This is a genomic window from Streptomyces sp. RGM 3693 (genome assembly GCF_050471125.1).
Classification (GTDB): Bacteria; Actinomycetota; Actinomycetes; order Streptomycetales; family Streptomycetaceae; genus Streptomyces.
Map to the genome: position 1 here is coordinate 1504611 of NZ_JBMPPQ010000001.1, position 13137 is coordinate 1517747.

Sequence of the window (13137 nt, forward strand, 5' to 3'; positions counted from 1 at the left end):
CCAACTACGGTGCTTCACCCGCCCCCCGGCTACTCCCGTACCAGCAGTGCCACCGGCCACTGCGCCAGCAGGCCGTCCACCCCCACCGCGGTACCGCCCGCCAGGGTGCGGCCGGTCAGTACCTCCCGCCATTCGCCCCCCGCGGGCAGCCGCAGCACGGTGTCCCACCAGCCGCCGGTCTCCCGTAGCCGCAGCGACAGCCTGGTCACCGCCGTCACCACCCGCCCCGCACGGACGAACGCCACACAGTGCTCGGCCGCCGGGCCCTCCGCGGCCAGCGGCTCGTACGACGCGGCGGCGCCGAACCACTCCGGGTGCGCCCGCCGCAGCCGCAGGGCGGCGGCCGTCAGCCGCAGCTTCTCGGCGGATGGGCTGGTCGGCGCGGTGCCGCCGTCCAGCTCCGCGAGCAACTCCGGAGCGAACCGCGGGGGCCGCCGGTTGTCCGGATCGACCAGCGCCGCGTACTCCTGCTCGGTGCCCTGGTAGAGGTCGGGGACGCCGGGCACGGTCAGGTGCAGCAGCGTCGCGCCGAGGGCGTTCGCCCGGATGAACGGGGCCAGTTCCGTCTCCAGCGCGGCCAGTTGACCGGCCGCCGGACCGCACGGCCCACTACGGACGAACTCCGCCACCGCCTCCTCGTACACCGCGTCCGGCTCCGTCCAGGAGGTGCGCAGCCCGGCCTCCCGCACGGCCTTGAGGACCGCGGGCGTCAGCCTCCCCCAGCTCTCGCCGGCAGGTGCCCCCATCGCCGTCGGGCCGCCGGTGGCGGACGCACCCAGCCCGAACGCGGTCTGCCAGGCCGTCCACGCCGCCATCGGATCCACCGGAACCGCACCGTCCGCGACCTCCCTCCCGTCGGTCACCACGCTCAGCACGTCCCGCCACCGGTCCGGGCACTCCGACAGCACCGCGATCCGCGCCCGCACGTCGGCACTGCGCTTGGTGTCGTGTGTGGAGAGCACCGTGCCGCTCTCCGGCCAGTCCCGCTGTATCCGCGCGCAGTACTCGTGGAACGTTCCGGGCTCCAGCGCGGGTTCCCCGGGATCGCCTCCGACCTCGCACGCCGACAGCAGCACCGGATAGCGGTAGAAGGCGGTGTCCTCCACGGACTTGGCGTGCAGCGCGGACGCGGTCTGGGCGAACCGCGCCGCGAAGCCCGCGACATCGGGGTCCATGGGAGGGGGGCCCACGACGCCGAAGCCCGCGACATCGGGGTCCACGGCGCCGAAGTCCGGTGGGCCCTCCCCGCCGCCCGCGCCGTTCCCGCCGTACGTGAACCGCCCCAGCGCCAGGTCGTGGACCAGATCCACCGCCCCGGCCTCCTCCGGCACCCGGAACGTGGCCCGGGCCCGCTCCGCCGCGCCGCCCAGCATCACCGCGTCCGCCGCCGCCCGCGCGGCGTCCGTGGCGTCGCCGGCGTACGGCCGGTAGACCGGCAACCGCACCAGGAGTTCCCGGACCGCCTGCCGCAGCGCCCACGGCGCGTGGTCGCCCGGCCGGGGCACCCGCTCGGCGATCCGGGCCGCGGTCCGCACCAGCCGCTCCACCTCCGCCGCCAGGTCGTGCTCGACGACCTCGTAGGCGGCCCGCCGCACCGTCTCCTCCCAGTCGCCGCCCTCGTCGGCCAGCGGGGTGACGAAGTCGCGGTAGTGCGAGAACAGCCGCCCGGCGCCCTGCGGGCAGACGAACAGCCCGTCGATGTGGCGGAGCGCGTCATAGCCCGTGGTGCCCGCGCACGCCCAGTCGTCCGGCAGCCGCTCCGCACCGGTCAGGATCTTCTCCACCACCGTCCAGCAGCCCTTGCTGCCGGCCCGCAGCCGCGCCAGATAGCCCCCCGGATCCACCAGCCCGTCCGGATGGTCGATCCGCAGCCCGTCGACGACCCCCTCCCGGACCAGCCGCAGCACCGTCCCGTGCGTGGCGTCGAACACCTCGGGGTCCTCGGCGCGGATCCCGATCAGCTCCGAAATGGTGAAGAAGCGCCGGTAGTTGAGCTCGGTGCGGGCCAGCCGCCACCAGGCGAGGCGGTACCACTGCGCCTCCAGGAGGCGCTCCAGCGGCAGCCGCTCCGTACCGGGACGCAAGGGGAAGACCTGCTCCCCGTAGTGCAGCACCCGTCCCTCGACCCGGAACCGGTACAGCTCGTCCCCGATCCGCCCCTCCAGTACGGGCAGCAGCAGCCGCCCGCCGTGCCCGCCGTCCCAGTCGATGTCGAACCAGCGCGCGTACGGCGACGCCGGGCCGTCGCGCAGCACCTCCCACAGCGGCCCGTTGAGCGACATCGGCGCGGGCACCGCCATGTGGTTGGGCACGATGTCGACGACCAGCCCGAGACCGTGCCCCCGGGCCGTCGCCGCCAGCGCCCGCAGCCCCTCCTCGCCGCCCAGCTCGGCCCGCACCGCCGTGTGGCCGGTCACGTCGTACCCGTGGGTGGACCCCGGCACCGCCTCCAGTACGGGCGAGAGGTGGAGATGGGACACCCCGAGTGCGGCGAGGTACGGGACCGCCCGCTCGGCGGCGGCGAACGGGAAGTCCGGCTGGAGCTGCAGCCGGTAGGTGGCGGTCGGCGACGGACGTGAAGGCTGCGTCATGGGAACACCCGTACCCCGCCGGCGGCCCGTTCTGTCATCGGGTTGCGTCATCCCGGGCCGTCCCAGCCGTCGTGTCTTCCTCCGAACCGTCAGACCGGTCGGCGCTCTGCCTTCGTGCGTACTGCCCGTACGGATCGTGCCGGTGTGGCGGATAGCTTCTTGTGATGACCGCTGCCACTACGACCTATCGCCGGGTGCTCGCCCTCAGTGGGCCGCTGCTGCCGGTCGTGTCCTTCCTGGGGCGGCTGCCGACCGCCATGTGCCAACTCGGCAGCGTGCTGCTGGTGGCCGAGACCAGCGGTTCGCTGACCACCGCCGGCCTGGTGGGTGGCGCCCTGGCGGCGGGTCAGACGGTCGCCGGCCCGCTGATGGGCCGGCTCGCGGACCGGCACGGCCAGCGTCCGGTGGTGCTGGTCGCCTGCTGGATCAACGCACTCGCCGTGGCGGCCCTGGTGGCGGCCGCCCTGGCCAGGACGGCGACGCCGCCGCTCGCCCTCCTGGGCCTGCTGGCCGGGGCGAGCGTGCCGCAGATCGGCCCGTTGGCCCGCACCCGGCTGGTCGCCCTGGCGCACCGTGCGGGGGCCGACGACCGGCTGGTGAGCGCCGCGCTCTCCTTGGAAGGCACCCTGGACGAGGTGTCGTTCGTACTGGGGCCGGCGCTGGTGGGGCTGGCCGCCACCCTGGTGCACCCGGCGGTGGCGCTGGCGCTGGCCGCCGTCCTGTTGGCGGTCTGCGGCTCGGCGTTCGCCCTGCACCCGAGCGCGGTGGCCGTGCGGCCCGCCGCGGACCGGGCCCCGCGGACCGCCCGCCCGGCCCGCACGCGGATGCCCGGCGCGGTCCACGCCATGCGCCTGTCCATGGCCCTCCAGGGCGCCATGTTCGGCGCCTGCCAGGCCGGTGTCACCGCGCTCACCGAACGCCTCCACCAGCCCGCCCAGGCGGGCCTGGTGTACGCGGCGATGGGCGTGATGAGCGCGGTGGCGGGACTCTCGCTCGCGCTGGTACCGGCCCGGATCGGCCTGCCGGCCCGTTGGCGGGCGGCCGCCGTCGGGCTGATCGTGCTGTCCGTGCCGCTGCTCTTCGTCCGGTCGATGGGGGCGCTCTACCTGGTCGTCGTGGTGCTCGGGGTGGCTTTCGCACCGCACCTGATCACCCTCTTCGGGCTCACCGAACGGCTGGTGCCCGCCACCCGGCTGGCCGAGTCGATGGCGTTCCTCACCAGCGCGGTGGTCGGCGGCCAGGCCCTGGCACTGGCCGCCTCCGGGCGGCTCGCCGACGCGTACGGCCCGTCCGCGGCCTTCGCGGTCGCGGTGGGCGCCGCCGTGCTGATCCTCGTGGTCGCCCTCACCACCCGTGCCGGCTCCCGGCCGACCGCGCCCGTGCGGATCTCCCGGCCCGGGCAGGAGGCCGCGGCGGACCACGCCCAGACCCCCTGAATCCGTGACCGTCCGCGCTGCCACGGGGCCGCACCGGACCGCTCAGGCCGGCCGCTGGAGCACCAGCAGACTCCGCCCGACCAGCGTCAGCCGGTCGCCGCCCTTGACCTTGGCGCCCCTGCCGTCCGTCGCCGCCTCCGGCCGGTCGGTGTCCACCACGACCTGCCACTGCCGCCCCAGGTGGTCCGGCACCGTGAACTCCTTCTCCTGGTCATGGGCGTTGAACATCAACAGGAACGAGTCATCGGTGATCGGCTCGCCGCGCGGCCCCGGTTCGGAGATCGAACTCCCGTTGAGGAAGACCGTCAGCGACTTGGCGTGGACGGACTGCCAGTCGCGCGTCCCCATCTCCGTGCCGGCCGCGGTGAACCAGGCGATGTCGGACAGCTCGTCATGGGTGCCCTCCATCGGGTGCCCCTGGAAGAACCGTCGCCGCCGGAAGACCGGGTGGTCCCGGCGCAGCCACACCATCTGCCGGACGAACGCCAGCAGCGCCAGCTCGTCCGCCCGCTCGGCCGCCGCCGGTACCTCCGGCGCGTCCGACCCCGTCTCGCCGTTCCCGTCGGCCCCATCGGCCCCATCGGCCCCGTCTGCTTCGTGTGCCTCGTCCGACCGGTCGGCGTCGAACGCCCCGCCGGCGCCGGCCTCCCCCCGCTCCGGCCACCGCACCCAGGTCAGCTCGCTGTCCTGGCAGTACGCGTTGTTGTTGCCGCGCTGGCTGCGGCCGAACTCGTCGCCGTGGCTGAGCATCGGCACGCCCTGCGACAACATGAGCGTGGCGAGGAAGTTCCGCATCTGCCGGAGCCGCAGCCGCCGCACCGAGGGGTCGTCGGTCGGCCCCTCGGCCCCGCAGTTCCACGACCGGTTGAACCGCTCGCCGTCCCGGTTGTCCTCGCCGTTGTCCTCGTTGTGCTTGTCGTTGTACGAGACCAGGTCGCGCAGGGTGAAACCGTCGTGGCAGGTGACGAAGTTGACCGAGGCGAGCGGCCGCCGCCCGTCCTCCTGGTAGAGGTCCGACGACCCGGCCAGCCGGGACCCGAAGTCCGCCAGGGTGCGCGGTTCGCCGCGCCACAGGTCCCGAACGGTGTCCCGGTACTTCCCATTCCACTCCGTCCACAGCGGCGGGAAGTTCCCCACCTGGTAGCCGCCCTCCCCGACGTCCCACGGCTCGGCGATCAGCTTCACCTGGCTGACCACCGGATCCTGGTGCACCAGGTCGAAGAACGACGACAGCCGGTCCACCTCGTGGAACTGCCGCGCCAGCGTCGCCGCCAGGTCGAAGCGGAACCCGTCCACGCGCATCTCCTGCACCCAGTAGCGCAGCGAGTCCATCACCAACTGGAGCACGTGCGGACTGCGCATCAGGAGGGAGTTCCCGGTGCCCGTGGTGTCCATGTAGTACCGGCGGTCGTCCGACAGCCGGTAGTACGAGGCGTTGTCCAGCCCCCGGAAGGACAGCGTCGGCCCCAGGTGGCTGCCCTCGGCGGTGTGGTTGTAGACGACGTCGAGGATGACCTCGATGCCCGCCTGGTGCAGCGCCCTGACCGCGGTCTTGAATTCCAGCACCTGCTGCCCGCGGTCCCCCCAGGACGCGTAGGCGTTGTGCGGGGCGAAGAACCCGATGGTGTTGTAGCCCCAGTAGTTGGACAGCCCGGCGTCCACCAGCCGGTGGTCCTGGACGAACTGGTGGACCGGCATCAGCTCCAGGGCGGTGATCCCGAGCTTCGTCAGGTGGTCGATGATCGCCGGGTGCGCCAGCGCCGCATAGGTGCCGCGCAGTTCCTCCGGCAGCTCGGGGTGGCGCATCGTGAGGCCCTTGACGTGGGCTTCGTAGAGCACCGTCTCGTGGTACGCGGTCCGCGGCGGGCGGTCGTCGCCCCAGTCGAAGTACGGGTTGACCACCACCGACGCCATGGTGTGCGGCGCCGAGTCCAGGTCGTTGCGCACCTCGGGGCGGCCGAAGTGGTAGCCGTAGACCGCCTCGTCCCAATCGATCACGCCGCTCATCGCCCGCGCGTACGGGTCGAGGAGCAGCTTGGCGGAATTGCAGCGATCTCCGTGTTCGGGCTCGTAGGGGCCGTGCGCCCGGAAGCCGTAGCGCTGTCCCGGCATGATCCCCGGCAGATACGCGTGCCGTACGAAGGCGTCGGACTCGCGCAGCTCGACGGCGGTCTCCGACCCGTCGTCGTGCAGCAGACACAGTTCGATGCGCGTGGCGGCTTCGGAGAACACCGCGAAGTTGGTGCCCGCACCGTCATAGGTGGCACCCAACGGATACATCTGTCCCGGCCAGACCTGCATGCGTAGACTCTTCCACTTTCTCTACGGGGCGGCGGCGACTCCACGACACGCGTCCGCGGACCGAATCGGAATCCTTTCAACACATCCAAATTGCCGGATAGCGGGAGATTTTCGTGTGAACTCCGCTGAACGGTGACCGATCTTCGGCAATGTCGGATTGTCCTACTGTGCACTGATCTGGGGTCGGCGGCCTGCGCGCACGGCCGGGTGCGGGGCGGGGGACTGCTACGGCTACCCCAAAAGTGGCGTCTCTGCCACGGACTACCTCACATGTGTGCAGTTCGCCAGCGCTGCCCCGGCCAATCGCGGCGCCCATGCGTGATCGGGCTTCCGGGGCGGTGTCAACGGCCCGCCGTCGGGACACTCCATCGCGTGGGCCGGAAAGGGACCCCGACCCCCCGTCATGGTTATGAAACCGCTCACTCCCACAGCGCTTTCCGGTCACAACCGGCACTATGGATAAGGGGAGTTGGCATCCGACTCGATGCATCCTGCTGCATCGCCCCCCGCGCCGCAGTAGTCTGCCTTGATCGTTGGCACGGGGGTTCGGGAGGCGGTGGCAGGTGAGCGGCGGGCTGGAGTTGCCCCCTGGTGACGAGAGTCATGAGGGCCACGAGGCCGGCTCCGTGGACGCACCGCCCGGCACGGTGTCCCTGGCCCGACCGCTGGAGATCGGTGCGGAACTCGACTGGGGGGCCGACGCCTGGAGCGAGGTGCGCACCCGGGCCCGCCGGGCCGGACGCGCCTACATCTGGCTGAATCTCGTCGAGCAGCGCCTGCGGGCCGTCGTCTCCGCCGTCCTGCGCCCCATCTACGAGCCGGTGCACGGCGACGAATGGGTCATCGCGGCGGCCGGACCGGCCGGCCAGGAATGGGTCCAGCGCGCGGTCGCGGTCCGCGAGGTCAGCCGCCGCAAGGGCTATCTCCTCGACCCTGCCGACGACAACATCGTCAGCTTCCTGACGCTCCCGCAGCTCCGCGAGCTGATGGTCCAGCACTGGCCCTGCTTCGAGCCCTACGTGGACGACCGGCGCGAGGTCGAGCTGGTCCTCGACGAGCTGGAGGTCGCCCGCAACATCGTCTCCCGCAACCGCGCGCTGTCCGAGACCGTCCTGGCCCAGGCCGAGCGGGCCTCCGCCCGACTGCTCGACATCCTCGGTTCCGGGGCCGGCACCCGTATTTCCGGGCGGCTGCCCATCGACGCCGTCGAGGACCTCGTCGGCGACCGGTACGCCGATGTCGTCGGGGTGCACCCCGACCGGGTGCGGCTCCAGCGCCAGCTGCCCGCGGAGGACCTCTTCGGCGGCGCCCGCCGCCTCGACGCGGTGGGCATCGGACTCAACCTCCTGGTCCAGAACTACTCCGGCCGCCGGCTGGTCCGGCTCGCCGAGTCCGGCTGCCGGGTGCGACTGCTCTTCCTCAACCCGGCCAGCAGCGCGGTCCGCCGCCGGGAGCGCGAAATCGGCCTGAAGAAGGGCGAGATGAGCCGCGCCATCGAGATGAACATCCTGCACATGCGGCGGGTCCGGGCCCGGCTGCGGGATCCCGGCGCCTTCGAGATCCAGGTCTTCGACGAGACCCCGCGCTTCACCGCGTACCTCGTCGACGGCGACGGACCCGACGGGATAGCCGTCGTCCAGCCCTACCTCCGCAAGAGCCGCGGGATGGAGTCGCCGGTCTTCGTGCTGCGCGGCGGTGGCCGCGAGGTGGTCCGCCAGGACGTCCGCGACGGCCGGGACGTCGACCACGGGCTCTTCGAGATCTACCGCGAGGAGTTCGAGAGCGTCTGGGCGGACTCGCGACCGGTCTCCTGAGCCGGTCCGGGCGGCGGGGCGCCGGGCGGCCCGGCCCGTTGTCAGTGGTGCGTGGGAGAGTGGTCGAACCACGGGGGAGGTACCACCGAAGGAGGCCCCATGAGTGAGCGCTGCGTGGAGGTCCGACCGGCCGGAGGCCGGCGGAGCGTCGAGGAGAGCTGCGCGCCGCGCGCGTGCGGGGCCGGGCGAAGCGAGGTTTCGGCATGAGCTGGCATCAGGAGCTGCTGGTCGGCTTCGACCTGGAGACCACGGGCACCGACGTCGAGCACGACCGCATCGTCACGGCCGCGCTGATCCGGCTGGAGGGGGACGGCCGGGTGGCCGGGCAGCAGTCCTGGCTGATCGATCCGGGCGTCCCGATCCCTGACGAAGCCACGGAGATCCACGGCATGTCGACCGCCTTCGTCACCGCGCACGGCCGTTCGCCCGCGGGCGCGATAGCGGAGATCACCGAGGCGCTGGCCGAAGCCCTGCGCGCGGACATCCCGCTGGTGGTGATGAACGCGCGCTACGACCTCTCGCTGCTCGACCGCGAGTGCCGCCGCCACGGCGTGCCGACGCTGACCGAACGGCTCGGCCATCCGCCCGCCCCGGTCATCGACCCGCTCGTCCTCGACAAGCACGTGGACCGCTACCGCAAGGGCAAGCGCGCACTCCAGGCGCTCTGCGGGCACTACGGCGTACCGCTGGACGGCGCGCACGAGGCGGGCGCCGACGCGGCGGCCGCGACCGGGGTCGCCCGCCGCATCGGCGAGAAGTACCCGGCCGTCGCCCTGCCCGCACCGCGCGCCCTGCACGCCCTCCAGGAGCAGGCCGCCGCCGAGCAGGCCGCCTCGTTCCAGGCGTATCTGCGCCGGTCCGGTGACCCGGAGGCGATAGTCGAGGCGGCCTGGCCGCTGATCCCGTATCAGCGCTGAGCGGCCCGGGCCGGTGAGGGCCGGCGGCCGGGGTGCCGCCTCAGAAGGGGTACCACCGGACCGCCGCATCCTTCTCGCGCAGTGAGGCGATCCGGCGCCGGAATTCCTTGAGTGCCGCCGGATTCCCGGGCGCGTGCTGGGAGACCCAGGCGCAACTCGCGGTCTCCCGGGAGCCACGCAGGACGGCGCAGCCCTCCCAGCCCCGTACGTCCCAGCCGTACACCGAGACGAAGGCGTCGTAGGCTTCCGCGCCCAGTCCGTAGCGGTCCCGGCTGAGGGCCAGCACGACCAGGTCGTGTTCGCGCAGGTCCGAGGAGAAGGTCTCCAGGTCGACCAGGACCGGACCGCCGGGCCCGATGTGGACGTTGCGGGGGAGCGCGTCGCCGTGGATCGGGCCGCGCGGCAGATGCGGTTCGAGCGCCGTCGCGGCCAGCGCGAACGCGTCCCGCCGTCCGCGCAGGTACTCCGCGTCGGACGCTGACACGGCATCGCCGGCCAGCCGCAGCCAGCGCTCCACACCGTCCAGCAGCTCGCGCCGGGGGAGCGCGAACGGCGGCTCGGGGAGCGCGTGGACGCGCTTGAGCAGCTCGGCGAGGTCCTGCGGCCGGGCGGGCCGGACGGCCTCCGGCAACTGCTGCCAGTAGGTCACGGGGTGCCCGTCGACGAGCCGGGCCGTCGACTCTGCGGCCCGCACGGCCGGTACGTCCTCGGCCGCCAGCCACTGGGCCACGGCCAGTTCCCGTTCGGCGCGCGCCAGCAACTCGGGGCTGCGGCCGACCCGGACGACCACGCCGCGCTCGCCCAGGGCGAAGACGGCGTTCTCGCCGAGTGCGAGCAGCCGGGCGTCCGCCGCCGCACCGGGGTGCCCGGCCGCGGCCAGCACGTCCCGGGCGCGCGCCTCGGTGAAGGCGGGGCTGGGTTCGGTCATCGGAGTGCCTCCTGCGGTGCGTTCTCGCGCCCAGTCTCGCAGGTGCCACCAGCCGCTCCGGAGGCCGTCCACCCACCCTCGGAAGGGCGCTTTCTACCAGGGGAGTTGGCCCCCAACGGGCCGTGCGGTGGCGACTTTTCGACATTGCACGATACGTATCGTCTTGCCTATGCTCCTGGGCATGCCTCAGCACCCCTTGCACATCGCCATGTTCAGCATCCCGGCCCACGGTCACGTCCAGCCGAACCTCGACGTCATCCGCGAGCTGGTCGACCGCGGGCACCGCGTGACCTACGCCGTCCCGGCCGCCTTCGCCGACCTCGTCGCCGCCACCGGTGCCGAACCCCGACCGTGGACCTCGGTCCTGCCCACCGACGAGAACCCGGAGGGCTGGGGCACCGAACTCCTCGACCACCTCGAACCGTTCCTCGACGACGGGATCCAGGCGCTGCCGCAGCTCGCCGCGGCCTACGAGGGCGACACCCCGGACCTCGTCCTCCACGACAGCGCCTCGTTCCCGGCCCCGCTGCTCGCTCGCCGGTGGCAGGTCCCGGCCATTCAGCTGACGCCGCACATCGTCGCCTGGGACGACTACGAGGGGGAGGTCAGCAAGGCGATGCGGCAGGAGTTGCAGAGCACCGAGCGCGGCCGCGCCTACTACGCCCGTTTCCGGGCCTGGTTGACGGAACACGGTATGACGGAGCTGCCCGAGCCGGACTTCCTGGCCGCCCGGCCCGACCGCGCCCTCGTCCTGATCACCCGGGCCATGCAGCCGCACGTGGACCGGGTGGACGGTTCGATCTTCACCTTCGTCGGCTCCTGTCAGGGTGACCGCTTCGCGCAAGGCGACTGGCGGCGGCCGGCCGGCCTCGCCCCGGACGCCAAGGTGCTCCTGGTCTCCCTGGGGTCGGTGTTCACCGACGCGCCGGACGTCTACCGGGCCTGCATCGAGGCGTTCGGCGGCCGGGCGGACTGGCATGTGGTCCTGCAGATCGGGAAGTTCACCGATCCGGCGACGCTCGGCGAGGTCCCGGACAACGTCGAGGTGCACACCTGGGTCCCGCAGGTAGCGATCCTCCGGCAGGCCGACGCGTTCGTCACCCATGCCGGGATGGGCGGCAGTCAGGAGGGGCTGGCGAACGGGGTGCCCATGGTGTGCGTACCGCAGGCCGCCGACCAGTTCATGAACGCCGCCACGCTGGAAGGGCTGGGCGTCGCCCGGCAGTTGGAGAAGGGGAAGGTGACCGCGCAGGCACTGGGGGAGGCCGTGCGCGCGTTGCTCGACGATCCGGGCGTGGCTGCGACGCTCGGCCGGATCCGCGCGGAGATGGCGGAGGAGGGTGGCAGTCGGCGGGCGGCGGACCTCATCGAGGAGCAACTCCCCGTGGGGTAACCGTCGGTACGCACCTCTTGCGAGGCGCGAGCATGCCACAACGGGGCAGTTGAAAATGCAAACGCATCGTCAGCTGCCCCTTCTCATTGCGTAAATGTAAACGGAGTTGAGTCACTGTCCGTCAACTCCACTGGTTCATTTGACCAATTCTGCGGGCTTTTGCATTTTTGCAAGGTTGTTGCCTATCTCACACGGCCCGGCGGCCCTTGAATTGCACTCGTCAATCCGACAGGGTTTCGAACCAGCCCGGTGGAGCTTTTCCGGTCCCTTCGGGCTATTCGCAACGCTTCCCCCCACACCACGAACGAGGAGAACCCTCGCCATGGCTCATAAGCGTTCCAGCAAGAAGCGGCTCATTACGGCGATATCCGCCGCCGTGGCCGCCACTGGTATCGCCGCCGTCACTGCGGTTACCGCGGGCGCGTCGCCCGCCGCCGAGGGCAAGATCTACGGCGCCGAGGCCAAGGGCGCCGTCAAGGGCAGCTACATCGTGCTGCTGAAGAAGTCCGCCGCGGTGCGCGCCGCCGAGAGCGGCGACCTGGCCGCCAAGTACGGCGGTAAGGTCAAGCGGACCTTCACCTCCGCCATCGACGGCTTCTCGACCACCGGTCTGTCCAGCGAGGACGCCAAGCGCCTCGCCGCCGACCCGGCCGTCGACAAGGTCGTCCAGAACCACACGTTCCACATCGACGGCACTCAGGAGAACCCGCCGTCGTGGGGCCTGGACCGCATCGACCAGGCCGACACCAAGGGTGACGGCAAGTACAACTACCCGGACAGCGCGGGCGACGGCGTCACCGCGTACGTCATCGACACCGGCATCCACATCAGCCACAAGGACTTCGGCGGTCGCGCGTCGTACGGCTTCAACGCCATCGACAACAGCAACAAGGCCGAGGACGACAACGGCCACGGCACCCACGTCTCCGGCACCATCGGCGGCACCGCCCACGGCGTCGCCAAGAAGGTCAAGCTGGTCGCCGTCAAGGTGCTCGACGGGCAGGGCTCCGGCTCCACCGAGCAGGTCGTCGCGGGCATCGACTGGGTCACCAAGAACCACAAGGGCCCCTCGGTCGCCAACATGTCGCTCGGTGGCGGCGCGGACGAGGCGCTCGACGCGGCCGTGAAGAAGGCCATCGACTCCGGTGTCACCTTCGGCGTCGCGGCCGGCAACGAGTCCACCGACGCGGGCCAGGGTTCCCCGGCGCGCGTCAAGGAGGCCATCACGGTGGCCTCCAGCACCAAGGACGACCAGCAGTCCGACTTCTCCAACTACGGCAGCGTCGTCGACCTCTACGCTCCGGGCTCCGACATCACCTCGGACTGGAACACCAGCGACGACGCCACCAAGACCATCTCCGGTACGTCGATGGCGACCCCGCACGTCGTCGGTGCCGCCGCGGTCTACCTGGCCGGCCACAAGGACGCCAAGCCGGCCGACGTGGAGAAGGCGCTGACGGACGGGGCCACCCCCGACAAGATCAGCAACCCGGGTCAGGGCACGCCCAACAAGCTGCTGAAGATCGTTCAGTAGTCGATCTGGTCATTCAGCACCGCACGCCGGCCGTCGCGCTCGCCCCCACGGGGCGCGGCGGCCGGCGTCGCTGTGCTCAGGACGACCAACGCGCCTGCCCCCGCGTCGAGTTATCCACAGGAGGCTCCCTCCGGAACCGTGGACGGCCGGGCGTGGCTACCGTCAGTGACATGCACGGAGTCACGCCGTTCCTCGGCATCAGCACCATCGTCTACGCAGTGAT

7 protein-coding genes and 1 pseudogene are annotated in these 13137 nt (G+C 71.9%); 5 read left to right on the top strand and 3 right to left on the bottom strand.

Going from position 1 to position 13137, the window contains the following annotated elements; all coding sequences use genetic code 11:
- Nucleotides 1-29: 29 nt before the first annotated feature.
- Nucleotides 30-2591, bottom strand: coding sequence for a malto-oligosyltrehalose synthase (gene treY / locus ACO0M4_RS06330; protein WP_430368672.1), 2562 nt, complete (start codon nt 2589-2591; stop codon nt 30-32).
- 164 nt (nt 2592-2755) lie between these two features.
- Here treY and ACO0M4_RS06335 point away from each other — a divergent pair, with 164 nt between their 5' ends.
- Complete coding sequence (locus ACO0M4_RS06335) at nt 2756-4027, top strand: MFS transporter (protein ID WP_430368673.1); 1272 nt, start codon at nt 2756-2758, stop codon at nt 4025-4027.
- Nucleotides 4028-4069: 42 nt separating this feature from the next.
- Here ACO0M4_RS06335 and glgX read toward each other — a convergent pair whose 3' ends face one another.
- Nucleotides 4070-6328, bottom strand: coding sequence for a glycogen debranching protein GlgX (gene glgX, locus ACO0M4_RS06340; protein ID WP_430368674.1), 2259 nt, complete (start codon nt 6326-6328; stop codon nt 4070-4072).
- Nucleotides 6329-6891: 563 nt separating this feature from the next.
- Here glgX and ACO0M4_RS06345 point away from each other — a divergent pair.
- Both ACO0M4_RS06345 and ACO0M4_RS06350 read left to right on the top strand, forming a co-directional pair.
- Entirely contained in the window at nt 6892-8142 is a 1251-nt protein-coding gene (locus ACO0M4_RS06345) for an SAV2148 family HEPN domain-containing protein (protein ID WP_430368675.1), read from the top strand.
- Between the two features lie 203 nt (nt 8143-8345).
- On the top strand, nt 8346-9059 hold the full coding sequence (locus ACO0M4_RS06350) for an exonuclease domain-containing protein (protein ID WP_430368676.1): 714 nt from the start codon (nt 8346-8348) through the stop codon (nt 9057-9059).
- A gap of 40 nt (nt 9060-9099) precedes the next feature.
- Here the strand turns inward: ACO0M4_RS06350 and ACO0M4_RS06355 are convergent, their stop codons facing one another.
- Entirely contained in the window at nt 9100-9987 is an 888-nt protein-coding gene (locus ACO0M4_RS06355; RefSeq protein WP_430368677.1) for an aminoglycoside phosphotransferase family protein, read from the bottom strand.
- A 144-nt stretch (nt 9988-10131) separates the two neighbouring features.
- Between ACO0M4_RS06355 and ACO0M4_RS06360 the strand changes: the two are divergent.
- A pseudogene (locus ACO0M4_RS06360) lies at nt 10132-11380 on the top strand (macrolide family glycosyltransferase).
- 322 nt (nt 11381-11702) lie between these two features.
- Nucleotides 11703-12914, top strand: coding sequence for a S8 family peptidase (locus ACO0M4_RS06365; RefSeq protein ID WP_430368679.1), 1212 nt, complete (start codon nt 11703-11705; stop codon nt 12912-12914).
- Nucleotides 12915-13137: the final 223 nt, after the last annotated feature.